Raw genomic sequence first — 25,245 nt, 5'->3', positions numbered from 1 at the left:
ATTCGCCGTTATGATCGTCTTTTCCGATCAAATGCCGTGCCCGGCATCTAGCTGCCAGCCGAGCGAATCGCCGGCCGCCGCGCTACTCGGCCGCCTGCTCCAGGCGGTCGCAGCGCACCCACCACTGCTCGGGCAGGGCGGCGTCGCGCAGCTGCTGCAGCACGCCTTCGCCGGCGCCGGCGAAGTCGATGACGCAGAGCCGGCCGCTGTCGCTGCGCACCTCGGTGACGGTGAGCTCGCGGCAGTCGTCGGGCATCAAGCTGCCGTCGCTGGCCATGACCTGCTCCAGCGCCTGCTGGGTCTGACAGGCGGGGAAGCTCTCCTGCGCGCTTGCGGTGCCGGCGAAGGCGAGCGGCAGCAGGGCGGCGAGGGCGGCGAGGGAAGCGGTGCGTGTCATGGCGGTCGTCCTCCTGGGGTGCGTGCGTCCGCGGCACACCCTGCCGCGGAACGGCGAGGGGCGCCTCCAGGGTCAACCGGGGGAGGCAGCGGGAGTTCCGGGAGCGGCTGCCGGAGAGAAGGGGGGCTTCGGCACCAGCCGCCGGCTACTCACGGGCGAGCCCGCGCGGATTCGTTTGTCACCGTCGCGCGGCCGGCGCTATCCTAGTCATACGACGACCGCCGCAGAGTGGTCGCACAACTGGGAGGAAGATCCGATGCACAGATCAGGTGGGAGTCTTCTGCTCGGCGGCCTTGCGGCCGCGCTCTTCGCGACGGCGGGCCTCGCGGGCCCGGCGGCGGCCGAAATCACCCTCGTCGGCGCCAGCCAGTTCAACGAGGACCACGCCTTCACCAAGACCATGCGCGAGTTCGAGCGGCTCGTCTCCGAGTGCTACACCGAGGAGCCGATCGTCTGGGAGATGCACCTGAACTCCGAGCTCGGCCTGGAGAAGGACTACGTGGCCTTCATGAACCAGGGCCTGTCGGTGGACTACGCGGTCGCCTCGCCGGCGCACATGTCGACCTTCTCCAAGATGGCGCCGCTCATGGACATGCCCTTCCTGTTCCGCGACGAGGAGCACTGGCAGAAGGTGCTGGAGGCCGACGCGCTGAAGCCGGTCGCCGACGACATCCTGGAGCGCGCCGACATCCGCCTGCTCGGCTACGCCGGCGGCGGCACCCGCAACGTCTTCGCGACCGAGCCGGTGACCGACATGGCGGAGTTGAAGGGCCTGCCGATCCGCATGCAGGGCGCGCCGATCTGGTCGCGGGTCTTCGACGCCCTGGGCGCGGCGCCCAGCGTGATCGCCTATGACGAGGTCTACAACGCCATCCAGACCGGCGTCATCAAGGCCGGCGAGAACGAGGCGGCGGGCGTCGAGCAGATGAAGTTCTACGAGGTCGGCCCGCACCTCGCGCTGACCAAGCACGCGATCACCGTGCGGCCGCTGATGTTCTCCAACAAGACCTACCAGCGCCTGCCGGCGGCCCTGCAGACCTGCATCGACGAGGCCGGGCCCAAGGCCGGCAAGCACGGCCGCGACATCGAGAGCGGCGAGGACGCCAAGAAGGTCCAGGCCATGGTCGACAAGGGCTGGATCGAGACCCACGAGTTCACCGAGCGCGACAAGATGCTCGAGGCCGCGACCCCGGTTCTCGAGGCCTATGCCGAGGAGCTCGGCGCCGCCGAGGTCCTGGCGAACATCCAGGCGATCGAGTAGCGGCCGGGCGCACGGTAGCCTGCGGTCGACGATGACCGGACTTGCCATGCCCCTCTCTGCCCCCTCAGGGGGCGGAGAGGGAGGCTCCCTCACTTCCCCTCTCCGCCCCCCCAGGGGGGGGAGAGGTCGGGAGAGGTGGGGGCGTTCCGCCCGCGCCCGCCTTCCATCCCCGGCGCTTTCGTCTCGGCCGGCCCCCACCTCACCCCGGCCCTCTCCCCCCCACGGGGGCAGAGAGGGAGGACCCGCGCGCCCATGAAACGGGTCCTCGACGTCATACACCTTGCGCTCAAGGTCGTGCTCGGCCTGCTCGTCGCCGGGCTGCTCGTGCCGGTCTCGATGCAGGTGCTGTCGCGCTACACCGGGATCATCCCGCGCTATCTCTGGACCGAGGAGATCGCGCGCTTCTGCTTCGTCTGGATGATCATGATCGGCGCCGCCTGCGCGGTGCGCGACGCCTCGCACTTCGACCTCGACCTGCTGCCGCCCAGCGCCAACCCCAAGGTCGAGGCGGGCAAGCGCCTCTTCGTCCACCTGGCGATCGGACTCGTCGCCTTCGCCTTCGCCTGGTACGGCTGGGACCTGGTGCTGTTCGGCTGGAACCAGACCTCCGAGATCGCCGAGCTGCCGATGAACTGGATCTACGGGTCCTGGCCGCTCGCCGGCCTGCTGTTCCTGCTGTTCCTGGCCGAGAAGGTGGTCCGCGAGGTCAGAATCCTGAGCGGGCGCGACCCCGGCCCCGATCCAGCCAGCCTGCGGGGGATGGACGTTTGAGCCCGCTCGACGTCTCGCTGATCCTGTTCGGCACCTTCCTCTTCTTCATCGTGCTGCGGGTGCCGGTCTCCTTCGCGCTGGCGCTCGCCTGCCTGCCGGTCTTCTTTATCGAGCCGCGCATGACGCCGGTCCTGCTGCTCCAGCAGATGTTCAAGTCCTACAACGCCTTCATCCTGCTGGCCGTGCCCTTCTTCCTGCTGGCCGCCAACCTGATGAACGCCGCCGGCATCACCGACCGGCTGATCCGCCTCGCCCGCGCCCTGGTCGGCCACCTGCCGGGCGGCCTCGGCCACGTCAACGTCGTGGTCTCGATGTTCTTCGCCGGCATCTCCGGCTCCTCGACCGCCGACGCCGCCGGCATCGGCTCGCTGCTGATCCCGCAGATGAAGAAGGAGGGCTTCAGCGCCTCCTTCGCGGTCGCGGTCACGGCCTGCTCGGCGGTCATGGGCGTGATCATCCCGCCCTCGATCCTGATGGTCGTCTGGGGCGGCCTGATGTCGGTCTCGATCGGCGGGCTGTTCCTGGCCGGCGTCGTGCCCGGCATCCTGATCGGCCTGGCCCAGATGGCCACGGTCTACTACTACGCCAGGCGCCACGGCATGGGCCTGCACGACCGCGCGACCCTGGTCGAGCTGGCCCGCGCGGTCGCCGGCGCCTTCCTGGCGCTGCTGACCCCGGTCATCATCATCGGCGGCATCGTCGGCGGCCTCTTCACCCCGACCGAGGCCTCGGTCGTGGCCGCCCTCTACGCCCTGGTGCTGGGCGCCTTCGTCTACCGCTCGGTCGGCGCGCGCACCCTGGCGGTCGTGCTCTACGACACCGGCCGCTTCGCCGCCATCTCGCTGTTCTGCATCGGCACGGCCAGCGCCTTCGGCTTCATCCTGGCCTATTTCCGGGTGCCGGCGGCCCTGGTCTCCTACGTCACGGCCATGGAGCTGGGCGTGACCGAGATGGGCGTCGCGGTCGCCGTCTCCTTCCTGCTGATCGGCTGCTTCATCGACGCCATCCCGGCGATCATCATCCTGGGCACGGTGCTGTGGCCGGTGACTCAGGCCGTCGGCATGCACCCGATCCACTTCGCCATCATCGGCGTCATCAGCCTGGCCTTCGGCCTGGTCACGCCGCCCTACGGCCTGTGCCTGCTGATCTCCTGCGCCATCGGCAACATCACCGTCGGCCAGGCGATCAAGCACGTGGCGATGATCCTGGCGCCGATGCTGGCGATCCTGCTGCTGGTCATCGCCTTCCCCTCGCTGGTGCTGTGGCTGCCGCGGCTGCTGATGCCGCAGTTCGCGGGGTAGGGGGCTGACAAGTAAACAAGGCGCGATGGGTCACTCTCATGAGCCCTGAACAGCGTGCGCCGAGGGCACCGCGCATTGCTGATCGCTCTTACTCGCGAGGTGCGAGCAAAGTCGGTAGTTTGGCATACTGGCGCTTTTTGGGGGACGAGTCATGAAGCTTGTTTCATTCTCAGTTGAAAATTATCGCAGTATTACCACAGCAAGAAAGATTCCACTTTCTGATTATTCTTTGTTGATCGGGGCCAACAACGAGGGGAAGTCTAACATACTTCATGCCCTGGCGCTTGGTATGGATGCGCTTATCAGCTGGCACCGCCAGGTTCGTAGAACTGCAGACGGTCGAGTTATGCGGGTACCGTCCACCATTCTTGGGCGGCCTTACTCACATACACAGTATGATTGGAGAGTGGATTTTCCAATAAGTAAGCAACACAAGGCCAACGACCTAAGCAAAACAAACATCACGCTCGAATTTCAACTTAATGAATCAGAGGTGTCTTCGTTCCAAGAAGAGATCAAAAGCAACCTAAACGGAACGCTTCCAATACTTTTTTCATTCGGCCAAAGGGATTTTGATGTTTCTGTCCAGAAGCCAGGAAGAGGATACGCTACACTAAATAAGAAGTCGACGCGCATTGCCGATTTTGTTTCGAGGCGGATCAGGTTCGAGTATATTCCCGCGATCCGTACGGCCGACTCTGCTAATCGTGTAATATCTCAGCTTGTTGAAAGAGAACTGAGATCGCTGGAGGAGAACCCGGAGTATTCTCAGGCGCTCAACAAGATCGACCAACTCCAGAAGCCCCTGTTTGATGAACTGGCAACTACGATCCAGCAGACTGTATCAAATTTCTTGCCCAGCGTGAAAACGGTCCGGCTGGAGGCACGGCGAGAGGCGCGACAGCGGGCGATGCGACGGGAGGTTGAGATCCTGGTGGACGACGGTCAGGAGACGAAGCTCGAAAGAAAGGGAGATGGCGTCCAAAGCTTGGTCGCGTTGGCTCTAATGCGTCACGCCTCTGAGCAATCCTATCTCGGATCCAGTACCGTGGTCGCAATCGAGGAGCCGGAGTCGCATCTGCATCCCAATGCTGTTCATGAGCTCCGCACGGTCATTGAAGACCTCTCAAAGAATAACCAGATCGTTCTCTCGAGTCACTCTCCACTTTTCGTGAACATGAACAATCTTCAGAACACTATCATCGTAAAGGGAAGCAAGGCCAAATGTGCAGATCACGTGTCAGATATCCGCGAAGCGCTCGGGGTTCGCTTTGCCGATAATTTGCATAATGCAAGTGTTGTAATTATCGTTGAGGGCTATGATGACGCACGGGCTTTGAGGGCAATCCTTCCAACGTACAGCGATGCGATAAAGAACGCATTAGACCAGGGCGAAGTTACTATAGATTATCTTGGCGGCGCTAGTGGTTTATCCCATAAGGCATCTTTTTACAAGGCGTCAGCTTGTCAGGTGCAGTGCTTCATCGACAATGACAATGAGGGTAGGTTGGCTGTGGAGAGGGCAATAAGCGCGAGATCACTGAAAGTATCAGAGGTAAATCTATGTGCTGTACCGCACCTAACCGAGAGTGAGCTTGAGGACATCTACAACAAGGATATATACGGGAGTAGTTTTTTGACCGAGTTCGGGGTGGATCCGAAGAGCAGGCCAAAGGGGAGGCCGAAGTTGAAATGGTCGCAAGTGGCAGAGAGACAGTTTCGAGAGGCGGGAAAACCCTGGAATGAGAGCATCAAGTGTCAAGTAAAGAGTTGGTTGTCCGAGTACGCGGCCAACAACCCGAAGACCATTATACGAAAAGAACTCGACGCCCCATTGGTTAATTTTGTCGATTCGCTTGTATCGAAATTTATGGGAAAGTAGTTATTGCGCCTGCGCCTTGCGGTCGCACCTCCAGTAGAGGATTGAGTAGGTCCCCCTTCACCCGTTCCCCCGGTCCTCCCGCCACAGCCCGAGCTTCTCCTGGACCGGCCGGTCGGAGAAGCCGAACAGCACGCTCTCGCCGTCGGGCTCGTGGCTGACCGGCTGCCAGCTCGGGGCGACGAAGACGTCCCGGGGCCCCCAGGCGATGGTCTCCTCGCCGATGCGGCTGCGGCCGCCGCCCTCCAGGCAGACGTAGACGGTGGCGTCGGTCGAGCGGATCCGCTGCGTCTCGAAGCCCTTGGGCAGCATCTGCAGGAAGGTGCCCAGGGTCGGCATGGCGTGGGCGCCGGTCGCCGGGTTGGCGAAGCGCAGCTTGAGGCCGTGGCAGGGGTCCCAGTCCTGGGCGAGCGACAGCTGGTCGAGCGCCTCGCGGCTGCGCGCGTAGGGGTAGTGGAAGATCGGCGAGGTCGGGCGGGCCTCCTCGGGCCGGTAGTCGACCGGCAGCAGGTTGGCGCCGTAGCGGGCCAGGGAATCGCCGGTCGGCCTGGTCACCGGCTGCTCCTCGGCGCCCAGGTGCTCGACGAAGGAGGCGTCGAGGAACTGGACCAGCGGGATGTCCAGGCCGTCGAGCCAGAACACCGGGTCGGCGCTCTCGTTGCCGTGGTCGTGCCAGGCCATCGAGGGCGTGATGATGAAGTCGCCGGGGCTCATCATCACCCGCTCGCCCTCGACCGCCGTGTGCGCGCCCTTGCCCTCGAGCACCAGGCGGAGCGCCGACTGGCTGTGGCGGTGGGCCGGGGCGACCTCGCCGGGCAGCACCAGCTGGACGCCGGCATAGAGCGAGGTCGTGATCTTCGACTGGCCGCGCAGGCCGGGGTTCTCCAGGACCAGCACCCGCCGCTCGGCCTCGCGGGCGGTGATCAGGCCGCCGGCCTCGAGGATGGCCTCGCGGATCGCCTCGAAGCGCCAGCCGAAGGGCCGGCAGGCGCTCTTCGGCTCCTTGGTGACGAGCGCGCCCAAGACCGTCCAGAGGGCGGTCATGTTGGACTTGTCGATCTTCTCGTAGAAGGCCTCGCGCTCGGCCTCGGCGCCGGGCGCCGACGCCTTGCTGGTCTCGCTGTCGGCCGGCCTCATGGCGTCCTCCCTCGCGGCTTCTTGCTCGTCAGTATGGCGACTGACAGTATGCTGTCAAATAAACCCGGGCGCGGTCGGGGAAGGTGCCCGCACCGCCGCGCGCCAAGGGAGAGAGCGAGAGACCATGATCCTGGACGACATCTACGGCAAGCCGGGCCACCTGATCCGCCGCGCCCAGCAGATCGCCGTGGCGATCTTCGTCGAGGAGTGCGGGGCGCTCGACCTGACGCCGGTGCAGTACGCCGCCCTGGTCGCCGCGCGCGACCAGCCGGGCGTCGACGCGACGCGCCTCTCCGCGGTCATCGCCTACGACCGCTCGACCCTGGGCGGCGTGCTCGAGCGGCTGGAGGAGAAGGGCTGGATCGAGCGCTGCCCGGGCGCCGGCGACCGGCGCGTCAAGCAGCTCCACCTGACCGCGGCCGGCGCGGCCCTGCTGCGCGAGGCGGAGCCGCTGGTGCAGCGCGCCCAGGCGCGCATCCTGGCGCCGCTCGCCGAGCCCGAGCGCGCGCAGCTGATGCGGCTGCTCGGGGCCCTGGTCGAGCTCAACAACGAACACTCGCGCGTGCCGCTGAAGCGCGCCGGGCAGGGAGGCTGACATGGCGACGGCGGACCCTATCCTGATCGCCGGCGGCGGCATCGGCGGCCTGGCGACGGCCCTCGGCCTGGCGCAGCAGGGCATCGCCAGCCTGGTGCTGGAGAAGGCGCCGCGGCTCGGCGAGATCGGCGCCGGCATCCAGCTCGGCCCCAACGCCTTCCACGCCTTCGACCACCTGGGCGTCGGCGACGCGGCGCGCGCCATGGCGGTCTACATCGATCGCCTGCAGCTGATGGACGCCATGAGCGGCGAGGAGATCGCGCGGGTGCCGCTCGGCGAGGCCTTCCGCGCGCGCTTCGGCAACCCCTACGCCGTGGTCCACCGCGGCGACCTGCACGGCGTCTTCCTGCGCGCCTGCGAGGAGAGCCCGCTGGTGGCGCTGCGCACCAGCGCGGAGGTCCTCGGCTACGAGCAGGACGGCGGCGGCGTCACCGCCCTATTGGCCGGCGGCGAGCGCGTCGCCGGGCGCGCGCTGGTCGGTGCCGACGGGCTCTGGTCCAAGGTCCGCCAGCAGCTCGTCGGCGACGGCGCGCCGCGCGTCTCGGGCCACACCACCTACCGCTCGGTGATCCCGGTCGAGCGCATGCCCGAGGCGCTGCGCTGGAACGCGGCGGCGCTCTGGGCCGGGCCGAAGTGCCACATCGTCCACTACCCCTTGAGCGGCTGGAAGCTCTTCAACCTGGTCGTCACCTACCACAACGACGCGCCCGAGCCGGTCGCCGGCAAGCCGGTCACGGCCGAGGAGGTGCGCCGCGGCTTCGAGCACATCCACCCCGTGCCGCGCGGCATCCTCGAGCAGGGCAGCGACTGGCGCCTCTGGGTGCTGTGCGACCGCGACCCGGTGCTGGACTGGCAGGACGGCCGCGTCGTCCTGCTCGGCGACGCCGCCCACCCGATGATGCAGTACTTCGCCCAGGGCGCCTGCATGGCCATGGAGGACGCGGTCTGCCTGTCCGGCCTGCTGGCCGCCGACCGGGAGGTCGAGACGGCGCTCGCCGCCTACCGCGACCGCCGGATCGACCGGACCAGCCGCGTGCAGCTGCAGTCGCGCCTGATCGGCGACCACATCTACCACCCGGCCGGCGCCCACGCCCGCCTGCGCAACACCCTGCTCGGCGCCCGCACCGCCGAGGACTGGTACGACAGCCTGCAATGGCTCTACGGCGGCTCCGGCCTGGCCGAGGGCGCCTCGGCGGTGCGGTAGCGGGGCGAGGGGCCACCTTTCCCCCGTCCCCCACATTTCCCCGTCACCCCCGCCTTCCCCCGTCACCCCCGCGAAAGCGGGGAGCCAGAGAAAGGCGACGGCCATGCGGTCCGGCGGTCTTCCGTGCGAGCGGTGCTGTTCTCTGGATCCCCGCTTTCGCGGGGATGACGGGAAACAATGCGAGGACGGTAAGCTGGACAAGAAGACGCCGGGCGCGGTCTCCCGTCCGCGCCCGGCGTGGTCTCCCAGGTGGATGCCGTTGCGGCTCAGCTCTTGAGCGGCTTGCGGAAGTGCAGGATGCCCCAGGCGAGCCAGCCCTCGTCCGCCGCCTTCACCCAGTTGTCCAGGCCGACCAGCATGCGGTCCAGGTACTCGCGGCTGGAGAGGCCGGCCAGCTCGTCGTAGTTGGCCTTCAGCTCCTCGCCGACCCGGGCGTAGTGGGTGCGCAGGTTGTCGGTCAGCGGCTGCAGGGCGACGACCTCGAAGCCCAGCTTCTCGGCGGTCTCCCGGTAGAAGGCGAAGGAGCCCAGGCTCTCCAGGTGGATGCGGTCGTAGACCGGCTGCAGGACGCCCTCGGGGCAGTCGTCGGCCTGCATCGGGTCGGTGAAGATGAAGGAGCCGCCGGGCCTGAGCACCCGGTCGACCTCGCGGAAGACCTGCTCGCGGTCGCCGCTGTGCAGGATCGCGTCCTGCGACCAGACGACGTCGTAGGTGGCGTCGGGCTCTGGGATCTCCTCGAAGGTGCCGTGGACGACCGAGACCAGGTCGTTCAGCTTCTGGCGCCGGTTGAGATAGCGGTTGGTGTCGTTCTGGGTCTCGCTGACGTTGAGGCAGGCGACCTTGCACTCCCGGGTCTTCGCCAGGTAGCGCGCGGCGCCGCCGTAGCCGGCGCCGATGTCCAGGACCTTGCGCTCGCGGTCGAGCGGGGCCACCGTCTCGAGCTGCTCGACCATCGCCTCGACGGTGCGCCGGCTGGCGTCCTTGATGCGGTCGGTCTCTTCGTAGAGGCCGATGTGGATGTCCTCGCCGCCCCAGATGCGGTGGTAGAAGGCGTCGGCGTCGTCGCTGTCGTAGTAGTCCTCGGCGACGGCGCGCACGTCGGCCTGGATTTCCGAGCCGGCGGGGCTGTCGATGGCGCTCTCGGGCCTGCGGACCTGGACTTTGCGCACCACCGTCTTCTCGGCGACGTGGACCAGGAAGTCGGGTTCGTGGTCTTCGAAGTCGGCCTCGAAGTCGCCGAAGGTGTGGACCCGCTCGAAGCCTGCCTCCCGCAGCAGGCGGCGCATGTAGTTCTTGCGCAGGGGGAACATGTTGAGCGTGTAGGACGAGTCATCCGGGAAGGAGTACTTGAAGCGGATCAGCCCGTCGTCGAAGTACTCAGGCTCGGCCGTCACCCGCTTGCCGCAGTAGTAGTACTTGTGCTTGGTCGAGAAGCCGTTGTCGAGGATGGCGTCGTAGTTGCGCTGGTCGATGACCAGGATGCCGTCGTGCTTGAGCGCGGCGTAGAACTCGGCCAGCGCGCGGCGGCGGTCCATCTCGTCGAAGAGGTGGGTGAAGGAGTTGCCCAGGCAGACCACGGCGTCGGCCTTGCCCTGGATGTCCCGGTTCAGCCAGCGCCAGTCGGCCTGGGTCAGCTTCAGGATCAGGCTGCGCTTCTTGGCGTTCTCGAAGGCCTTGGCCAGCATCGCCGCGTTGCCGTCGATCGCGGTCACGTCGAAGCCGGCCTCGGTCAGGCGCACCGAGTGGAAGCCGGTGCCGCAGGCGACATCGAGCACCTTGTGGGTGTCGCGCGAGCGCAGGATGTCGATGAAGAAGTCGCCCTCGCTCTCGGCGCGCGCCTGCCAGTCGATCAGCTCGTCCCACTTCTCGACGAAGCTCTTCACGTACTCCGCCCGGTAGTGCCCGGTCTCGCGCTTGGCCAGCGGATCCTTGCCGTAGTCCTGCTTCTGGGCCGTGAGCTCGGCATTGTCCTGGCGGATGGTGTCGGAGGTCATTCGTCGCAGCTCCTCGTTCTTCGTTGTCGGGCGCGGCCCTGGCAAGGCGCCGCCGGCACGCGGCGACGCCGGCCCACGGGGGCTGCGCTCCTTCGATGAACGGGCCGTGCCGAAGGCCGGCCGGCCCGCGAGACCGGGACCGCGCGCCGCCGGCCGCGCCGCAGCGCAAAATGGGGCCGGATACTCGGGAAAGGCGCGCAAGAGGGGACACCACAGGTCCCGATCGAGGCGAGCGGCGGCCCCGTCCGAAGGTGCCCGACCGCTCGCTTCAGAGGTTATCAGGTCGCCGGGGAATTCTAAGGGTTAAATTAGATTCTTTATGTGGTAGGGTGAGTCTCTTCCGCTCAAATCCGCTGCCCCACGACTGAAGGAACGTTCAGGCGGCGTTCCGCGCATGTTCGCGACGATTGTTCGGGTCTATTGGAATTCTGGCGTTGACCGTCATCCGAACGTGGCGGGACTGAAGTGCGAATTCTGGCGGTACGCGAACATTTATTTTAGCGCGGTCGATTCCATCTTACCGCTCAGGCGTCGCGGGCCAGGCGCAGGCCGGTCATCTGCCAGCGCTGGTGCGGGTAGAAGAAGTTCCGGTAGGTCGGCCGCAGCTGGTCGCGCGGCGTCAGGGCCGAGCCGCCGCGCAGCACGAACTGGTTGACCATGAACTTGCCGTTGTACTCTCCGACCGCGCCCTCGGGGGCCCGGAAGCCGGGGTAGGGCAGGTAGGACGAGCCGGTCCACTCCCAGACGTCGCCCCAGAGCTGCAGCAGGCCGTCGCCGCTCCCGGCGCCGCTGCCGGCAAGCGCCCGGCGCGGACGCAGCGCCCCGCTCTCCAGCGTATTGCCCGGCTGCACCGGCCCCGCCGCCCGCTCCCACTCGAACTCGCTCGGCAGGCGTGCGCCGGCCCAGCGTGCGAAGGCCTCGGCCTCGTAGTAGCTGACGTGGGAGACCGGCGCCTGCGGGTCGACCGGCTGGGGGCCGCGCAGCGAGAAGGTCATCCAGCCCCCGTCTCCGCTGCCGTCGCCGGCCCCGCCGCCCTCGTCCCGCCACCAGTAGCCGGGCGCCTCCCACCCCTCGCGCCGGGCCGTCGCGAAGCCGTCCATCAGCCACAGGCCGGGGGTTTCGTAGCCACCGTCGGCCATGAACTCGAGCCACTCGCCGCAGGTCACGGCCCGCGTCGCCAGCTCGTAGGGCCGCAGCAGCGCCTGGTGGCGCGGGCCTTCGCAGTCGTAGGCGAAGCTGTCGCCGCCGTGGCCGATCTCGACGATGCCGCCCTCGAACCTCTGCCAGCCGGCCGGCGCGGCCTCGACGCTGGCGAGCGGCGTCGGTGCCCGGTAGACGGGCAGCAGGGGATTGTGGCTCAGCACGTGCAGCAGGTCGGTCAGCAGCAGCTCCTGGTGCTGCATCTCGTGGTGGCAGCCGAGCTCGATCAGGTCCGCGGGCGCCTCGCCGGAGTCCAGCAGCCGCGCCATCGCCGCGTCGACGCCGGCGCGGTAGTCGAGGACCTCGGCGACCGTCGGCCGGGTCACCAGGCCGCGCCGGTCGCGGGCGAAGCGCGGGCCGGCGGCGACGTAGTAGGAATTGAACAGGAAGGCGAAGCGCTCGTCGGGCGAGGCGTAGCCCGCCAGGTGCGGGCGCAGCACGAATTCCTCGAAGAACCAGCTGGTGTGCGCCAGGTGCCACTTGGTCGGGCTGGCGTCCTCCATCGACTGCACCGTCATGTCCTCCGGCGCCAGCCCCTCGATCAGCGCCAGGGTGCGCTGCCGGGTCGCGCGGTAGAGCGCGGCGAGCCGGTCGGGCGCCAGGGTCTCGGCGAAGAGCGGTCGGCTGGAGGCGCGGGCCATGGGGGTCTCCTGGTCGTCGGTCCGGCGGGGCAGGCTCGCAAACGCAAGGGCGCGCCGTCCAGGGGTGCTTCCCGAACGGCGCGCACTATGCCGCAAGAACGCCGGGGCGGCGCCGATGTTCCGGCGCCGCCCCGGCCGAAGCGATGTCGCCGTACATCCTCGGCGGTGCCGGCGCGGGGGCGCTTGAGTTCCCCCCCGCCCTGCCTATCCTGCCGTCGGGGCGCCGGGCGCCCCCCGAGACCATCGACCAGAAACCGCATTAACCAGGGACCGACCAGGGGAGCGTCATGGCACAGGCTGCGGAGCGGGCCTGGCAGCGCATGCTGTCGGGGCGGCGTCTCGATCTGCTCGATCCCTCGCCGCTCGACATCGAGATCGAGGACATCGCCCACGGCCTGTCGCGGGTCGCGCGCTGGAACGGCCAGACCGAGGGCGACTGGGCCTACAGCGTCGCCGAGCACTGCCTGCTGGTCGAGCGGCTGGCCGGCCTGGCGCTGCCGGGCTGGCCGGCACGGTGGCGCCTGGCCGCGCTGCTGCACGACGCGCCGGAGTACGTCGTCGGCGACCTGATCTCACCCTTCAAGGCGGCGGTCGGGCTCGACTACAAGGCTTTCGAGCTGCGCCTGCTCGCGGCGATCCACATCCGCTTCGCGCTGCCCGCTGCCCTGCCGGCGGCCGTGGCGGCCGCGATCAAGCGCGCGGACGTCGCCTCGGCCTACCTGGAGGCGACCCGGCTCGCCGGCTTCAGCCCGGCGGAGGCCCGCGCCTGCTTCGGCAAGCCGCGCGGGGCCGCCGCCGCCGCGATGCTGGCGCTGGAGCTGGCGCCGCGCCCGCCGGGCGAAGCCAAGCGCGCCTACCTGGAGCGGTTCCGGGCGTTGGCCGGCGAGGCGGAGGGGTAGGGCAGGCGGCAGCGGCGGCAGCGTCGCTCAGTTCGCGATGCCGCCGATGGCGCCGTTGCGGTTGGCGCGCAGGCCCTCGGCGCCGCCCGCCTGAATGCGGCCGCTGCGGCTGGTCGAAACGGCGCCGCGATTGGCCTGGACGGCGCTGCGGCTGGCCTGCAGCTCGGCGACCTGGTCCTTGTAGGCATCGGTGCGCGCCTGCCGCCAGAGCGCCAGGACCTTGGTACGGTAGCGGTCGGCGTGGACGGGTGTCGCCGAGTGATAGCGGGCGACGGCGCGGATCCAGGAGTTGGTCTTCTGGCGCAGGTCCATCAGGAATTTCGCGGCGTAGGCCACGTTGAACGCCGGGTCGAAGGCCTGCTCGACGTCGTCGAAGGCCTCGCCGTGGTACATCAGGTTGATCTGCATGCAGCCGACGTCGATGTTGCGGACGCCGCGCGCCTTGAGTCCGCGGACCTCGGCGATGGCCGCCTCGCGGCTCGGCAGATATCGCCCGCGCCCCTCGGCCATGACCGTCCAGGGCCAGGCAAGAGTTGCCGAGCGCTCCTTGCTGTAGCGGCCCGACTCGGCCAGGGAGATTGCGACCAGGATCTTCGGCGGCAGGCCGAGGATCGACTCGGCCGCGTCGATGTGGCGGGAGCAGACGTCCCAGTTATCCAGGGCCTGGGGCAGCATCGCCCGGACCGGCTGCGGCGCCAGCAGGGCGAACAGGGCGGCAAGGGCGAGACAGGAGGGGAAAAATGCAGGGGTCACGGGCGGGGGCTCCTTGGCGGTCGTTGCCTCCAGGGGCTGCAAGGCCCGTGCCATGGGTGCCGGGGCCGGCCGGCCGCAGTTCCTCGCGCCTTCCGCCGGCCCTCACGGACTCGGCCCGTCTGTGTTGCGCTGCGGTATCGCCCGCTCGCGGTCCGAAGACAGCACTTCCACGACCGCCCGTAACCATATGGTTCTGCTCGCGATGCATTTTCCCTTTGCCAAACGGCTCGCCCGCGATCATATTTTGCAGTGCGGCATGAATGGTGCTGTCCGCGCCCTTCTGCCGTACGTCTCTAAGGGCGTTTCCTCCCTAAACTTGGGCCGTGCCTCGTGCACGGCCCTTTTTTTCTGCGGAGACGGTTGGCGCCCTGCCGGAAGAGCCGATCAGGCGATGCGGCGGCACAGGGCGGCGTGCTGTGCGCGCAGGCCGGCCTTCAGCTCCTCGAGGGCGCGGCCCTCTTCCCTGACGTAGGCGTGGAACAGCCGGCTGGCGTTGTTGGAGATCAGGGCGCCGAAGGCGATGGTGTCGAGGTCGTCGCGGATCGCGCCCTGCTGCTGCAGCCCGTCGAGCAGGCGCCTAACCTGGTCGGCGAGGCGCGCCTCGAGATCGGCGTAGCGCCGGGCCAGGTCGGTCTCCGGCTGCGCCGTCGCGCTGGCCAGGGCATGGCGCCAGTTGTCCTTGGAGAGATAGCCCAGGGCCCGGTCGAGCCCGACCTCGACCAGGGCGTTGATCGCGGCCTCGGCGGTCGCCGGAGGTTCTGCCACCAGCCTCTCGCCCTCCTCGAGCACTTCCTCGAGCTGCATCGAAACCACGGCGATCAGCAGCTCGCCCTTGTGGCGGTAATAGTTGTAGACCGTGCCGGCCGAGAGCTCGGCCGTGGCGGCGATCTCCTCGATCCGGGTGCCCTCGTAGCCGGACGCGCGGAAATGGGTGGCCGCCGCCAGGAGCAGGCGCTGCCGCCGCTCCACCTTCTGCCTCGCCCTCAGGCCGCTCACCTTCGCTCCCCCTCAAGATTACCGGCCAGCCCAAAAATGAGCCGACTGCATTTTCGGTCGGGGCCGGCCGTCTGTCGAGCGGCTTCGGCGCCGCCCGGTCAGGAGGCGTGGCCGGCGGGGACGGCGGTGCCACGCAGCGGCTTGCCCATGACCACGGAGGTGCGAAAGCGGCGCACGTTGGGGTCGTCGAACAGCAGCCGCCGCGTCAGCGCCTCGAAGTCGTCGAGGTCGCGGGCCAGGGCGACCAGCACGAAGTCGCCCTCGCCGGTGACGTAGTAGCACTGCTGGACCAGCGGCTCGGCGGCCGCCTTGCGGCGGAAGCCGTCGATCTGGTCGGCGCGCTCGCGCTCCAGCTCGACGGTCACGATGAAGGTCATCGGCAGGCCGACGGCGGCCGGCTCGACCAGCGCGACCTGGGCGGTGATGACGCCCGCGGCCCGCAGCCGCCGGATCCGCCGCTGCACCGCCGGCGCCGAGAGCGCGACCTCGCCGGCCAGGCTCTCCAGGGAGCGGCCGGCGTCCTGCTGAAGCAGGTCGAGCAGCTGGCGGTCGATCGGATCGAGGGGCAGGGACGTCATGATTCCGCCGTTGTGTGGCTGTCGAACGCAAGAACCTTAGGTGCATGGCCGCCCCCGCGCAAAACCGCCTCGCGGCCGCCTGCTAGGCTGCCCGCTAGATATCCTGCCGGAGGTCCTCGATGGAGCTGCTTCACAATCCCTGGCGCAGCCGCGGGCTGCCGGAAGGCGCCGCCCTCGCCGCGGGCGCGGTCGCGACCGACCCGGCAGAGCCGCTGGCCCTGCTGGCGCGCTGCCCGGCCGCCGCGCCGACCCCGCTGCGCGCGCTGCCCGCCCTGGCGCGGACGCTCGAGGTCGCCTCGCTGCACGTCAAGGACGAGAGCGGGCGCATGGGGCTGGGCAGCTTCAAGGCCCTCGGCGCCACCTACGTCCTGGCCCGCGAGGCGGCGCGGCGACTCGATCGGCCGGGCCGGCCGGCGGAGGCGGCGGCGATGGCCGTCGCCCTCGAGGGATGCGTCTACTGCTGCGCCAGCGCCGGCAACCACGGCCTGTCGGTAGCGACAGGCGCACGCCTGTTCGGCGCCGGCGCCGTGATCTTCCTGGCCGAGGCGGTGCCGGAGGCCTTCGCCCGGCGGCTGCGCGCCGCCGGCGCCGAGGTCCGGCGCGCCGGCGCCGACTACGAGGCGGCCATGGCCGAGGCCTCGGCGGAGGCGGAGCGTCGGGGCTGGACGCTGCTGCCGGATTCCTCCTGGCCGGGGCAGGTCGCGCTGCCGGCACGGGTCATGGAGGGCTACCTGGTCGCCGCCGCCGAGGTCGTCGAAGCGCTCGCCGAGCCGCCGAGCCACGTCTTCCTGCAGGCCGGCGTCGGCGGTTTCGCCGCCGCAATGGCAGCGCTGTTCCGGGCGCGCTGGGGCGAGGCGCCGCGCCTGCTCGTGGTCGAGCCCGCGAGCGCGCGCTGCCTGATGGAGAGCCTGCGCGCCGGCCGTCCGGTTCGGGCGCCGGGGCCGGTCTCGACCATGGGCCGGCTCGACTGCAAGGAGCCCTCGCACCTGGCGCTCGGCGCGCTGGCGCTGGCGGCCGACGACGTCCTCGCCCTCGACGACGAAGCCTGCGCCGAGACGGTCGCCCTGCTGGCCCGCCACGGCCTGCGCACGACGCCCTCGGGTGCCGCCGGCCTCGCCGCCCTGCAGCACGCCGGTCCCCTGAGGGGCGCGCTCGCACTGGACGGCGGCAGCCGGGTCCTGGCCTTCGTCACCGAGGGCGTGGAGGAGGGGGCATGAGCGGCGAGGAAGAAATGAACGGGCCGCCGCCGCGCGGCTTTCCGACCGCGGAGTTCGAGGCGCGGCTGGAGCGGGCGCAGCGCCTGATGGCGCAGGCGGACTGGGACGCCCTGCTGCTGACCACCGAGCCCGAGGTACGCTGGTTCAGCGGCTTTCACACCCTGTTCTGGCTGAGCCCGACGCGGCCGTGGTTCCTGGTCGTGCCGCGGGCCGGCAAGCCGGTCGCCGTGGTGCCGGAGATCGGCGCCCCGGTCATGGCCCGGACCTGGATCGAGGACATCCGCAGCTGGCCGGCGCCGCGGCCCGCGGACGACGGCCTCGGCCTGCTCGACCAGGCGCTGCGCGAGCTGGCGGGACCGCGCGGGCGGATCGGGCTGCCGATGGGCCACGAGTCGACGCTGCGCATGCCGCTGGCCGACTACGGGCGGCTGAAGGCCGGCCTACCCGAGGCCCGCTTCGGCGACGCGACGCCGCTGGTGCGGGCCCTGCGCCGGGTCAAGTCGGAGCGCGAGATCGCCAAGGTCGCCTGGGCCTGCCGGATCGCCTCCGGCGCCTTCGGAGCCCTGCCGGCGTGGCTTGCGGAAGGCCTGTCGCTCGCCGAGGTGTTCCGAGGGTTCCGCCGGGACCTGCTCGCCCGCGGCGCCGACGACGTGCCCTACCTGGTCGGGGCCGCCGGGGCGGAGGGCTACGAGGACGTCATCTCGCCGCCGGGCGAGGAGCCGCTTCGGCGAGGCGACGTCGTGATGATGGACACCGGCGCGACCTTCGACGGCTATTACTGCGACTTCGACCGCAACCTCGCCCTCGGCACCGCCGGCGACCGGGCCCGCCGCGCCTACGAGACCCTGTGGCGCGCGACCGAGGCGGGTCTTGCGGCCGTGCGGCCCGGCGAGACCTGCGCCGGCCTGTTCCGCGTCATGGCGAGCGTCATCGAGGCGGAAGGCTACCGGGCCGGCAACGTCGGCCGCTTCGGCCACGGCCTCGGCATGCAGCTGACCGAGCCGCCCTCCAACGCCGCCTGGGACGACACGGTCCTGGAGCCGGGCATGGTGCTGACCCTGGAGCCGGGGCTGAGCTTCGCCCCGGGGCTGGGCCAGGTCCACGAGGAGAACCTGGTGGTCCGCGCCGAGGGCGCCGAGCTGCTCAGCCGCCGTGCCCCGCCGGAGCTTCCGGTGATCTGAGCCCGAGGCTCCGCGGCGCGATCTCCCAGCCCGCTAGGCGGCGTCGGGCGGCGTGGCGTCGCCCGGCCCGAGGCTGCGCTGCAGGAACACCGAGTCGAGCCAGCGGCCATGCTTCCAGCCGACGCTCTGAAGGGTGCCGGCAAGGCGGAAGCCGAGCGCCTGGTGCAGGCCGATCGAGGCGGCGTTGGCGCTGTCGCCGACCACGGCCACCAGCTGGCGGAAGCCGAGCGCCTCGCTGCGCTCGATCAGGCCGGCGAGCAGCAGCCGGCCGAGGCCGAGACGGTGGCTGTCGGGGGCGACGTAGACCGAGACCTCAAGGGCGAAGCGGTAGGCCGGCCGCGGCCGGTAGGGGCCGGCGTAGGCGTAGCCGCCGACCGCGCCCTGCCGCTCGGCGACCAGGTAGGGCAGGCCGCGCTCGACCAGCGCCCGGCGCCGTGCCGTCATCTCGGCGAGGTCCGGCGGCTCGAGCTCGAAGGAGGCGCTGCCGTGGCGGACGTGGTGGGCGTAGATCGCCTGGATCGCCGGCAGGTCGGCGTCCAGGGAGTCGCGCAGGCGTGCGGTCGGCGCGCCGGAGGGGCCGCTCAAGTCCCGCCGCGCGCCTCGGCCGCGACCTCGCCGAGCGCCTCCAGCAGGGCCGCCATGTCGGCGGTAAGACTGGCGAGGCCGGGGCCGCGGGCGATCCGCTCCTCGTCCATGTAGAGCGCACGGTTGATCTCGATCTGCAGGGCGTGCAGGCCTTCCTCGGGGCGGCCGTAGTGGCGCGTCACGAAGCCGCCGGAATAGGGCTTGTTGCGGGATACGCGATAGCCGTGGCGGCTGAGGAAGCCCGCGGCCGCTTCGCTGATCGCGGTGCTGCAGGTCGTGCCGTGGCAGTCGCCGAGCACGATGTCGAAGCGCAGGCCGCCGGCGTCGCGCTCCAGCGGCCCGCCGCTCGAGGGCATGGAATGGCAGTCGAGCAGCAGGCATCGACCGAAGCGGCTGCGGGTCTGCTCGACCAGCTCGCGCAGGCTGGCGTGGTAGGGCCAGTAGCAGTCCTGTATGCGCTTCAGCGCCTGGGAGAATTCGAGCTTGTCGCGATAGATGTCGGCGCCGTTGGCCACGACCCGCGCGATCGTGCCGAGCCCGGCGGCAACCCGCGGCGAGCGGGTGTTGGCGTAGTCCGGCAGGCGGTCGGCGAACATCGCCGGATCGAGCTCGAAAGGCTCCCTGTTGGGATCGACGAAGGCGCGCGGGAAGAGCGCGCGCAGCAGCGGTACGCCCAGATCCGGGGCGGCGCCGAAGATCTCGTCGACGAAGCAGTCCTCGCTGCGCCTCAGCGCCAGGGGGTCCAGCCGCGAGGCCGAGACGAACTCGGCCGGGTAGTTGTTGCCGCTGTGCGGGCTCGCCACGACCAGCGCCAGCCGCTGCTCGGCGGGCCGGCGCACTTCGTGGGAGCCTCCCTCGAGCAGGTCGCGGCAGCTGGCCGTCAGGGCTAAGGCGTCCATCGATTCCGAAAATTCGCTTTGTTCGCGGCTTGTTTACGCATTCCGGCACAGGCTGTCACCGTACAAGCATGCCGCGTCGCGAACCGTCTGAGAAGCGCTTCGCGAGCGGCCGGTCGCCATGCCATGGTTCCGCCCTGCCCCGCAGCGAGCGAAGGTGGCGCGAGGGATGGCATGCTCGGCCGATCGCGGTCCGCCCGACCCCGCGGGGGCTCCGGACCATCCTGTTGAAACTGGACGAGGTTTCCCGCCGCGATGGCCCGCATTCTTCTGGCGGAGGACGATGAGGGCCTCCGCACCTTCCTGGCCGCCTCGCTGCGCCACGCCGGACACGAGGTGTCCGACGTCGGCGACGGCCAGGTCGCCGAGCATCTGCTCGACCTGGGCCCCTACGACCTGCTGCTCGCCGACGTGGTGATGCCGGGGCTCGACGGTGTCGAGCTCGCGCGCCGCGCCGCCGAGCGCCAGCCGGGCCTGCGCATCGTCTTCATCACCGGCTTCGCCGCGGTCGCCCTGCAGGGCCGCGACCGGCACCGCCTGGGTGCCCGCGTGCTGTCCAAGCCCTTCCATCTGCGCGAGCTGGTCCAGGAGGTCGAGGCCGTGCTGGCCGAAGCCTCCTGAGGCGCCGCGGGCGGGGCGGCGAGAAAGCGCGGAGCGACCGCGCCGGGCGCTTGCAATGGCCCGCGGCCGATGCTAGATGCCTGCCTCCCGCTGGCGGAACGGGTGCTCGCACCTCCGCCGGAACCCCATGGGGGCGCGTAGCTCAGCGGGAGAGCACCTCGTTGACATCGAGGGGGTCGCAAGTTCAATCCTTGCCGCGCCCACCATCCTCCGCGCTTCCGCCCCCGATACCTGCCTTCTCGCCTCGGCGACGGACCGCCTAGGGCTCCTCGTGCCTGCGGCGGATCGTCATGCGCTCGTCGTAGCTGAGCGACTTCGGCGCGACCGGGATGTTGCCGACCAGGAAATGCAGGCAGCGGCCGTCCGCCCCGCAGAGCGGCAGGATCAGGCGCTTCCAGGCCTTGGGCGGCAGCCAGGGCGGCGACTTGCTGAAGGTGTAGAGCGGCTCCCGTGTCTCGTAGACGGCGCGGTAGCCGGCCCGGTAGAGCAGGGCGAGCGGGGTCTTGGCCTGACGGTTCATCTCGGAAACGCGCCAGCCGGTCCAGTCGCGCCCGGCCTGCTCGGCGACGCCGGTGCCGTAGACGCGGTAGATGCCGTCCAGCCCCTCGCGCTCGACCTCGATCAGCATCAGGTTGCCCAGGACGGCCTTGATCTCGACGACGTCGATGTCGCTCCTCGCGACCCTTCCGTCCGGCTTCGCCGCGCTCAGGTTCCGCCAGTAGCGGAAGAGGAAGCGCAGCTTGGGCTCGTCGAGCTGGGCTTCCGATTCGACGAAGTGCAGCGCCTCGACGTAGGCGCAGAGGGACGGCAGCCCTTCGCCCCGCAGAATCCCGGCGCAGGCTGCGAGTATCTGGTCGTCCGACGGATCGGTGACGGGCGGGTTCGGATCGGGGGCGGACAGCGACGGTCTCCATCGAGCGAACGGCTCTGGCGTGCCGGCGCAGCCTTCGCAGCGGCCCCTTCTATGTAGCGCGGCCCCTGCGGGACCGGTAGTGGCTCCGCCTCACTCCCGCCGGCTGCTCGGGCGGCTCAGCACGAAGAGGGCGGCGCCGCCCAGGGCCACCGCCTGGACCGCCAGCACCCAGGGCACGACGCCGGCGATCCAGCTGCCGGCGAAGGTCGCGGCCATGACCGCTGCGGCCAGGACCTTGGCGCGCGGCGCGATGGCGCCGTCCCGACGCCAGTCCTCGATCAAGGGGCCGAACTGGCGGTGGCCGGTCAGCCAGGCGTGCAGGCGCGGCGAGGAGCGGGCGAAGGCGAAGGCGGCGAGCAGCACGAAGGGCGTCGTCGGCAGCAGCGGAAGGACCACGCCGGCCAGGCCGAAGCCCAGGGCGGCGAGCCCGAGGAGCAGCCAGAGCGAGCGCCGGGTCATGGGCAGGCCGCCGGTGCCGCGCGACCCCACGGCAGGCGGCGCGGGGCCGGATCGGGTGAGGCCGAATCGACTGGGACCGGGCGGAAGCGTTTCATTCTGGCCGTCTTGCCGCGACACCCTCTTCTATCCGAGGCGCCGGCGAGGCGCCAACGGCGCGATCCGCCGCGGCCGCGCCGCCGGCTTCTTGGCCGATTCCCGCCCAGGGCGGTTCTCAGAGGGCTTCCTTCTCTGCTAGCCTCCCGTCAGGAGGGTTCAGGATGACCCGCAACGAGAGTGCTTCCGAAGCGACCCAGGGGCCGCCGCGGATGCTGGCCGGGCGACGGGGCGAATGGACGGTCTTCGCCTTCCTCGCGGTCTTCATCTGGCCGTTCATCGCCGTTGCCGTCGTCGGCGGCTACGGCTTCGCCGTCTGGATGGTGCAGCTGATCGTCGGCCCGCCCGGTCCCCCGGGCGGTTGAGCATGACCGACTGCCCCGTCGCGCCCGATCGAAGCAGGCGCGCCTTCCTGCAGGGGCGGCGCAGCACCCGGCCGGCGCCGCTGCGGCCGCCCTGGGCCGCGGCCGGTTTCGCCGCCGCCTGCAGCGCCTGCGGCGACTGCCTGCCGGCCTGCCCGGAGGCAATCCTGGTGCGGGGCGAAGGCGGCCTGCCCGAGGTCGACTTCCGGCGCGGCGAGTGCAGCTTCTGCGGCGCCTGCGCCGCGGCTTGTCCCGAGCCGGCCTTCGAGGCGGCGCGCGCGGCGCCCTGGCGGCTCGAGGTGCGCGTCTCCCAGGCCTGCCTCGCCGAGCGCGACGTCGTCTGCCGGTCCTGCGGCGACGCCTGCCCGGAGGCGGCGATCGCCTTTCCGCTCAGCCTCGGGGGGACGCCCCGTCCGATCGTCGAGGCCGCGGCCTGCAGCGGCTGCGGCGCCTGCGTGTCGGCCTGTCCGACCGAGGCCGTGACCCTGGTCGTGCCGGATCCGGTGGCCGGCCATGGCTGAGCCTTCCCAGGGCCGCGCGGGGGCGGCGGTGCACATCTCCAGCCTGATCGTCTACCTGCGGCCCGAGGCGGCCGAGCGCGTCGTCGCTGCGATCCTGGCGCTGGGTGGGGCGGAGATCGCCGCGCGGGAGGCCGGCAAGCTGGTCGTCGTGCTCGAGGCCGAGCACGAGGGCGTGCTGGCCGACCACCTGACCAAGATAAACCTGATGCCCGACGTCTATGTCGCCGCCCTGGTCTACCACCAGGTCGAGGAGGCCGTGGCGGAAGCGGGCAATGAATGCGAGGAACGCCATGAAGCTTAGCCGTCGTGACGTCATGAAGGCCCAGGCGGCGAGCGTCGCCGCGACGGCCGCCGGGATCGCGCTGCCGGCGGGTGCCCAGCCGCTCAGCGGCGGCAAGGAGGCGGTCGGCATCCAGTGGTCGAAGGCGGCCTGCCGGTTCTGCGGCACCGGCTGCTCGGTCATGGTCGGGGTTCAGCAGGACCGCGTCGTGGCGACCCACGGCGACACCCAGTCCGAGGTCAACCGCGGCCTCAACTGCGTCAAGGGCTACTTTCTGTCGAAGATCATGTACGGCGCCGACCGCCTGACCCGGCCGCTGCTGCGCATGCGCGACGGCGAGTACGCCAAGGACGGCGACTTCGAGGAGGTCTCCTGGGAGCGCGCCTTCGACGAGATGGAGCGGCAGTGGAAGCGCGTGCTGCGCGAAAAGGGCCCGACCGCCGTCGGCATGTTCGGCTCCGGCCAGTGGACGGTCTGGGAGGGCTACGCCGCCGCCAAGCTGATGAAGGCGGGCCTGCGCTCGAACAACCTCGACCCCAACGCGCGCCACTGCATGGCCTCGGCCGTCGCCGCCTTCATGCGGACCTTCGGCATCGACGAGCCGATGGGCTGCTACGACGACTTCGAGGCCGCCGACGCCTTCGTGCTCTGGGGCTCGAACATGGCCGAGATGCACCCGATCCTCTGGACGCGCCTGACCGACCGGCGGCTCAGCCATCCCCATGTCCGGGTCGCGGTGCTTTCGACCTTCACCCACCGCAGCTCGGACCTGGCCGACATCCCGATCATCTTCACTCCGGGCACCGACCTCGCGATCGCCAACTACATCGCCAACTACCTGATCCAGAACGACGCCGTCGATCACGCCTTCGTCGAGCGCCACACCGGCTTCTGGCTCGGCAATACCGACATCGGCTACGGCCTGCGGCCCGAGCACGAGCTCGAGCAGAGGGCGGCGAACGCCGGCGACCCGGGCGGCATGCAGCAGACCGACTTCGAGACCTACAAGGCCTTCGTCGCCGACTACACGCGCGACAAGGTCGAGGCGCTGACGGGAGTCTCCGGCGACCGCCTGGACCAGCTGGCCGAGCTCTACGCCGACCCCGACCGCAAGGTCATGAGCCTCTGGACCATGGGCTTCAACCAGCACACCCGCGGCGTCTGGGCCAACCAGCTCGTCTACAACCTGCACCTGCTGACCGGGAAGATTTCCGAGCCGGGCAACAGCCCCTTCTCCCTGACCGGGCAGCCCTCGGCCTGCGGCACCGCGCGCGAGGTCGGCACCTTCTCCCACCGCCTGCCGGCCGACATGGTGGTGGCGAACCCGGAGCACCGCGCCCTCGCCGAGAAGCTCTGGAAGCTGCCGCCCGGCACCATTCCCGAGACGCCGGGCTATCACGCCGTGCTGCAGGACCGGAAGCTCAAGGACGGCGAGCTCAACGCCTACTGGGTCCAGGTCAACAACAACATGCAGGCGGCGCCGAACATCCTCAACGAGACCTATCCGGGCTACCGCAATCCGGAGAACTTCATCGTCGTCTCGGACGCCTATCCCACGGTCACGACCTCGGCCGCCGACCTGATCCTGCCGACCGCCATGTGGGTCGAGAAGGAGGGCGCCTACGGCAATGCCGAGCGCCGCACCCAGTTCTGGCACCAGCTGGTCTCGGCACCCGGGGAGTCGCGCTCCGACCTCTGGCAGCTGATGGAGTTCTCCAAGCGCTTCACGACCGACGAGGTCTGGCCCGCGGAGCTGCTCGACGCCAACCCCGAGTACAAGGGCCGCACGCTCTTCGAGGTCCTCTTCGCCAACGGCCAGGTCGACGCCTACGGCCTCGAGGAGCTCGATCCGAAGCACCCGAACGACGAGTCCCACGCCTTCGGCTTCTACGTCCAGAAGGGCCTGTTCGAGGAGTACGCCTCCTTCGGCCGCGGCAAGGCCCACGACCTGGCCTCCTTCGAGACCTACCACGAGGAGCGCGGGCTGCGCTGGCCGGTCGTCGACGGCAAGGAGACCAAGTGGCGCTTCCGGGCCGGCTACGACCCCTACGTCAAGGCCGAGGAGGGCGTCGAGTTCTACGGCCATGCCGACGGCCGGGCCCGGATCATGGCGCTGCCCTACGAGCCGCCGGCCGAGAGTCCAGACGAGGAGTACGACCTCTGGCTGGTCACCGGCCGGGTCCTCGAGCACTGGCATTCCGGCTCGATGACCCTGCGGGTGCCCGAACTCTACAAGGCCTTCCCCGGCGCGCGCTGCTTCATGCATCCGCTCGACGCCCAGGAGCGCGGCCTGAGACGGGGCTCGGAGATCCGCATCGCCTCGCGGCGCGGCGAGATGGTCAGCCGGGTCGAGACGCGCGGCCGCAACCGGCCGCCGCGCGGCGTCGTCTTCGTGCCCTGGTTCGACGCCAGCCAGCTGATCAACAAGTGCACCCTGGACGCGACCGATCCGATCTCAAAGCAGACCGACTTCAAGAAGTGCGCCGTCAAGGTGCTCGGGGTCTAGCCAGG

25 protein-coding genes and 1 tRNA gene are annotated in these 25,245 nt (G+C 69.9%); 15 read left to right on the top strand and 11 right to left on the bottom strand.

The genetic code is table 11. The features are described from left to right. Positions 1-82: 82 nt before the first annotated feature. A complete protein-coding gene (locus WD341_RS04575) occupies positions 83-397 on the bottom strand; it encodes a hypothetical protein (RefSeq protein WP_368424245.1) in 315 nt (104 codons plus the stop codon). A 256-nt stretch (positions 398-653) separates the two neighbouring features. Here WD341_RS04575 and WD341_RS04570 point away from each other — a divergent pair, with 256 nt between their 5' ends. The 4 genes from WD341_RS04570 (at position 654) to WD341_RS04555 (ending at position 5,612) form a co-directional block, all read left to right on the top strand. After that, entirely contained in the window at positions 654-1,658 is a 1,005-nt protein-coding gene (locus WD341_RS04570; RefSeq protein ID WP_368424244.1) for a TRAP transporter substrate-binding protein, read from the top strand. Positions 1,659-1,910: 252 nt separating this feature from the next. Then, positions 1,911-2,429, top strand: coding sequence for a TRAP transporter small permease (locus tag WD341_RS04565; RefSeq protein ID WP_368424243.1), 519 nt, complete (start codon positions 1,911-1,913; stop codon positions 2,427-2,429). Next, complete coding sequence (locus WD341_RS04560) at positions 2,426-3,730, top strand: TRAP transporter large permease (protein WP_368424242.1); 1,305 nt, start codon at positions 2,426-2,428, stop codon at positions 3,728-3,730. Before WD341_RS04565 ends, WD341_RS04560 begins: the two co-directional genes overlap by 4 nt. A gap of 151 nt (positions 3,731-3,881) precedes the next feature. Beyond that, entirely contained in the window at positions 3,882-5,612 is a 1,731-nt protein-coding gene (locus WD341_RS04555; RefSeq protein WP_368424241.1) for an ATP-dependent endonuclease, read from the top strand. 57 nt (positions 5,613-5,669) lie between these two features. On the opposite strand, the gene gtdA is transcribed toward WD341_RS04555, so the two are convergent. Further along, complete coding sequence (gtdA, locus tag WD341_RS04550; protein ID WP_368424240.1) at positions 5,670-6,746, bottom strand: gentisate 1,2-dioxygenase; 1,077 nt, start codon at positions 6,744-6,746, stop codon at positions 5,670-5,672. 124 nt (positions 6,747-6,870) lie between these two features. On the opposite strand from gtdA, the gene WD341_RS04545 reads away from it, so the two are divergent. Together WD341_RS04545 and WD341_RS04540 are read left to right on the top strand one after the other, a co-directional pair. Then, complete coding sequence (locus WD341_RS04545) at positions 6,871-7,341, top strand: MarR family winged helix-turn-helix transcriptional regulator (protein WP_368424239.1); 471 nt, start codon at positions 6,871-6,873, stop codon at positions 7,339-7,341. A 1-nt stretch (position 7,342) separates the two neighbouring features. Then, entirely contained in the window at positions 7,343-8,545 is a 1,203-nt protein-coding gene (locus WD341_RS04540) for a 3-hydroxybenzoate 6-monooxygenase (RefSeq protein ID WP_368424238.1), read from the top strand. A gap of 266 nt (positions 8,546-8,811) precedes the next feature. On the opposite strand, the gene WD341_RS04535 is transcribed toward WD341_RS04540, so the two are convergent. Together WD341_RS04535 and egtB are read right to left on the bottom strand one after the other, a co-directional pair. Beyond that, positions 8,812-10,539 carry a methyltransferase domain-containing protein gene (locus WD341_RS04535; RefSeq protein ID WP_368424237.1) on the bottom strand — a complete coding sequence of 576 codons (1,728 nt, stop codon included), beginning with the start codon at positions 10,537-10,539 and terminating at the stop codon, positions 8,812-8,814. A gap of 524 nt (positions 10,540-11,063) precedes the next feature. Then, a complete protein-coding gene (gene egtB / locus WD341_RS04530) occupies positions 11,064-12,380 on the bottom strand; it encodes an ergothioneine biosynthesis protein EgtB (protein WP_368424236.1) in 1,317 nt (438 codons plus the stop codon). A gap of 287 nt (positions 12,381-12,667) precedes the next feature. On the opposite strand from egtB, the gene WD341_RS04525 reads away from it, so the two are divergent. After that, a complete protein-coding gene (locus WD341_RS04525) occupies positions 12,668-13,279 on the top strand; it encodes a hydrolase (protein ID WP_368424235.1) in 612 nt (203 codons plus the stop codon). 27 nt (positions 13,280-13,306) lie between these two features. On the opposite strand, the gene WD341_RS04520 is transcribed toward WD341_RS04525, so the two are convergent. The 3 genes from WD341_RS04520 to WD341_RS04510 all read right to left on the bottom strand — a co-directional run bounded on the left by WD341_RS04520 (position 13,307) and on the right by WD341_RS04510 (position 15,606). Then, the gene (locus WD341_RS04520) at positions 13,307-14,032 is read right to left on the bottom strand and encodes a transglycosylase SLT domain-containing protein (protein WP_368424234.1); all 726 of its coding nucleotides are present in this window, start codon (positions 14,030-14,032) and stop codon (positions 13,307-13,309) included. 384 nt (positions 14,033-14,416) lie between these two features. After that, a complete protein-coding gene (locus tag WD341_RS04515; protein ID WP_368424233.1) occupies positions 14,417-15,028 on the bottom strand; it encodes a TetR/AcrR family transcriptional regulator in 612 nt (203 codons plus the stop codon). Between the two features lie 98 nt (positions 15,029-15,126). After that, positions 15,127-15,606, bottom strand: a complete 480-nt coding sequence (locus WD341_RS04510; RefSeq protein ID WP_368424232.1) for an Lrp/AsnC family transcriptional regulator — start codon at positions 15,604-15,606, stop codon at positions 15,127-15,129. Between the two features lie 119 nt (positions 15,607-15,725). On the opposite strand from WD341_RS04510, the gene WD341_RS04505 reads away from it, so the two are divergent. Both WD341_RS04505 and WD341_RS04500 read left to right on the top strand, forming a co-directional pair. Further along, a complete protein-coding gene (locus WD341_RS04505) occupies positions 15,726-16,823 on the top strand; it encodes a pyridoxal-phosphate dependent enzyme (RefSeq protein ID WP_368424231.1) in 1,098 nt (365 codons plus the stop codon). Continuing rightward, positions 16,820-18,004 (top strand): M24 family metallopeptidase, encoded by a 1,185-nt coding sequence (locus WD341_RS04500; protein ID WP_368424230.1) that lies wholly within the window; start codon positions 16,820-16,822, stop codon positions 18,002-18,004. The genes WD341_RS04505 and WD341_RS04500 overlap by 4 nt, the downstream gene beginning before the upstream one ends. A 33-nt stretch (positions 18,005-18,037) precedes the next feature. Here WD341_RS04500 and WD341_RS04495 read toward each other — a convergent pair whose 3' ends face one another. Continuing rightward, complete coding sequence (locus WD341_RS04495) at positions 18,038-18,589, bottom strand: N-acetyltransferase family protein (RefSeq protein ID WP_368424229.1); 552 nt, start codon at positions 18,587-18,589, stop codon at positions 18,038-18,040. Beyond that, positions 18,586-19,488 carry an N-formylglutamate amidohydrolase gene (locus WD341_RS04490; protein WP_368424228.1) on the bottom strand — a complete coding sequence of 301 codons (903 nt, stop codon included), beginning with the start codon at positions 19,486-19,488 and terminating at the stop codon, positions 18,586-18,588. The genes WD341_RS04495 and WD341_RS04490 overlap by 4 nt, the downstream gene beginning before the upstream one ends. A 252-nt stretch (positions 19,489-19,740) precedes the next feature. Between WD341_RS04490 and WD341_RS04485 the strand changes: the two genes are divergently transcribed. Then, positions 19,741-20,106: a response regulator transcription factor gene (locus WD341_RS04485; RefSeq protein WP_368424227.1), complete on the top strand. Its 366-nt coding sequence runs from the start codon at positions 19,741-19,743 to the stop codon at positions 20,104-20,106. Between the two features lie 131 nt (positions 20,107-20,237). Further along, positions 20,238-20,312 (top strand) — tRNA-Val (locus WD341_RS04480). 53 nt (positions 20,313-20,365) lie between these two features. On the opposite strand, the gene WD341_RS04475 is transcribed toward WD341_RS04480, so the two are convergent. Further along, a complete protein-coding gene (locus tag WD341_RS04475) occupies positions 20,366-20,845 on the bottom strand; it encodes a PAS domain-containing protein (RefSeq protein ID WP_368424314.1) in 480 nt (159 codons plus the stop codon). A gap of 264 nt (positions 20,846-21,109) precedes the next feature. Beyond that, complete coding sequence (locus WD341_RS04470; protein WP_368424226.1) at positions 21,110-21,478, bottom strand: YbaN family protein; 369 nt, start codon at positions 21,476-21,478, stop codon at positions 21,110-21,112. Between the two features lie 257 nt (positions 21,479-21,735). Between WD341_RS04470 and WD341_RS04465 the strand changes: the two genes are divergently transcribed. From WD341_RS04465 to napA, 4 genes are read left to right on the top strand one after another with little or no spacing between them, the layout of a single operon-like run. Beyond that, complete coding sequence (locus tag WD341_RS04465; RefSeq protein WP_368424225.1) at positions 21,736-21,936, top strand: periplasmic nitrate reductase, NapE protein; 201 nt, start codon at positions 21,736-21,738, stop codon at positions 21,934-21,936. A 2-nt stretch (positions 21,937-21,938) separates the two neighbouring features. Beyond that, the gene (gene napF, locus WD341_RS04460) at positions 21,939-22,454 is read left to right on the top strand and encodes a ferredoxin-type protein NapF (protein WP_368424224.1); all 516 of its coding nucleotides are present in this window, start codon (positions 21,939-21,941) and stop codon (positions 22,452-22,454) included. Then, the gene (locus WD341_RS04455) at positions 22,447-22,755 is read left to right on the top strand and encodes a chaperone NapD (RefSeq protein ID WP_368424223.1); all 309 of its coding nucleotides are present in this window, start codon (positions 22,447-22,449) and stop codon (positions 22,753-22,755) included. Before napF ends, WD341_RS04455 begins: the two co-directional genes overlap by 8 nt. Continuing rightward, a complete protein-coding gene (gene napA / locus WD341_RS04450; protein WP_368424222.1) occupies positions 22,745-25,240 on the top strand; it encodes a periplasmic nitrate reductase subunit alpha in 2,496 nt (831 codons plus the stop codon). Before WD341_RS04455 ends, napA begins: the two co-directional genes overlap by 11 nt. Positions 25,241-25,245 lie beyond the last annotated feature (5 nt).

Source organism: Tistlia sp., from assembly GCF_040905785.1.
Taxonomy (GTDB): Bacteria; Pseudomonadota; Alphaproteobacteria; order Kiloniellales; family DSM-21159; genus Tistlia.
The sequence above is the reverse complement of the archived record's forward strand: the minus strand, read 5'-3'. Positions and strand labels throughout refer to the sequence as shown.

Excerpts from the sequence above, each read along its gene's own strand:
- WD341_RS04575 (WP_368424245.1), bottom strand. The coding sequence starts at position 397 with ATGACACGCACCGCTTCCCTCGCCGCCCTCGCCGCCCTGCTGCCGCTC.
- WD341_RS04570 (WP_368424244.1), top strand. The coding sequence starts at position 654 with ATGCACAGATCAGGTGGGAGTCTTCTGCTCGGCGGCCTTGCGGCCGCG.
- WD341_RS04565 (WP_368424243.1), top strand. The coding sequence starts at position 1,911 with ATGAAACGGGTCCTCGACGTCATACACCTTGCGCTCAAGGTCGTGCTC.
- WD341_RS04555 (WP_368424241.1), top strand. The coding sequence starts at position 3,882 with ATGAAGCTTGTTTCATTCTCAGTTGAAAATTATCGCAGTATTACCACA.
- gtdA (WP_368424240.1), bottom strand. The coding sequence starts at position 6,746 with ATGAGGCCGGCCGACAGCGAGACCAGCAAGGCGTCGGCGCCCGGCGCC.
- WD341_RS04545 (WP_368424239.1), top strand. The coding sequence starts at position 6,871 with ATGATCCTGGACGACATCTACGGCAAGCCGGGCCACCTGATCCGCCGC.
- WD341_RS04540 (WP_368424238.1), top strand. The coding sequence starts at position 7,343 with ATGGCGACGGCGGACCCTATCCTGATCGCCGGCGGCGGCATCGGCGGC.
- WD341_RS04535 (WP_368424237.1), bottom strand. The coding sequence starts at position 10,539 with ATGACCTCCGACACCATCCGCCAGGACAATGCCGAGCTCACGGCCCAG.
- egtB (WP_368424236.1), bottom strand. The coding sequence starts at position 12,380 with ATGGCCCGCGCCTCCAGCCGACCGCTCTTCGCCGAGACCCTGGCGCCC.
- WD341_RS04525 (WP_368424235.1), top strand. The coding sequence starts at position 12,668 with ATGGCACAGGCTGCGGAGCGGGCCTGGCAGCGCATGCTGTCGGGGCGG.
- WD341_RS04510 (WP_368424232.1), bottom strand. The coding sequence starts at position 15,606 with ATGACGTCCCTGCCCCTCGATCCGATCGACCGCCAGCTGCTCGACCTG.
- WD341_RS04505 (WP_368424231.1), top strand. The coding sequence starts at position 15,726 with ATGGAGCTGCTTCACAATCCCTGGCGCAGCCGCGGGCTGCCGGAAGGC.
- WD341_RS04500 (WP_368424230.1), top strand. The coding sequence starts at position 16,820 with ATGAGCGGCGAGGAAGAAATGAACGGGCCGCCGCCGCGCGGCTTTCCG.
- WD341_RS04490 (WP_368424228.1), bottom strand. The coding sequence starts at position 19,488 with ATGGACGCCTTAGCCCTGACGGCCAGCTGCCGCGACCTGCTCGAGGGA.
- WD341_RS04485 (WP_368424227.1), top strand. The coding sequence starts at position 19,741 with ATGGCCCGCATTCTTCTGGCGGAGGACGATGAGGGCCTCCGCACCTTC.
- WD341_RS04470 (WP_368424226.1), bottom strand. The coding sequence starts at position 21,478 with ATGACCCGGCGCTCGCTCTGGCTGCTCCTCGGGCTCGCCGCCCTGGGC.
- WD341_RS04465 (WP_368424225.1), top strand. The coding sequence starts at position 21,736 with ATGACCCGCAACGAGAGTGCTTCCGAAGCGACCCAGGGGCCGCCGCGG.
- napF (WP_368424224.1), top strand. The coding sequence starts at position 21,939 with ATGACCGACTGCCCCGTCGCGCCCGATCGAAGCAGGCGCGCCTTCCTG.
- WD341_RS04455 (WP_368424223.1), top strand. The coding sequence starts at position 22,447 with ATGGCTGAGCCTTCCCAGGGCCGCGCGGGGGCGGCGGTGCACATCTCC.
- napA (WP_368424222.1), top strand. The coding sequence starts at position 22,745 with ATGAAGCTTAGCCGTCGTGACGTCATGAAGGCCCAGGCGGCGAGCGTC.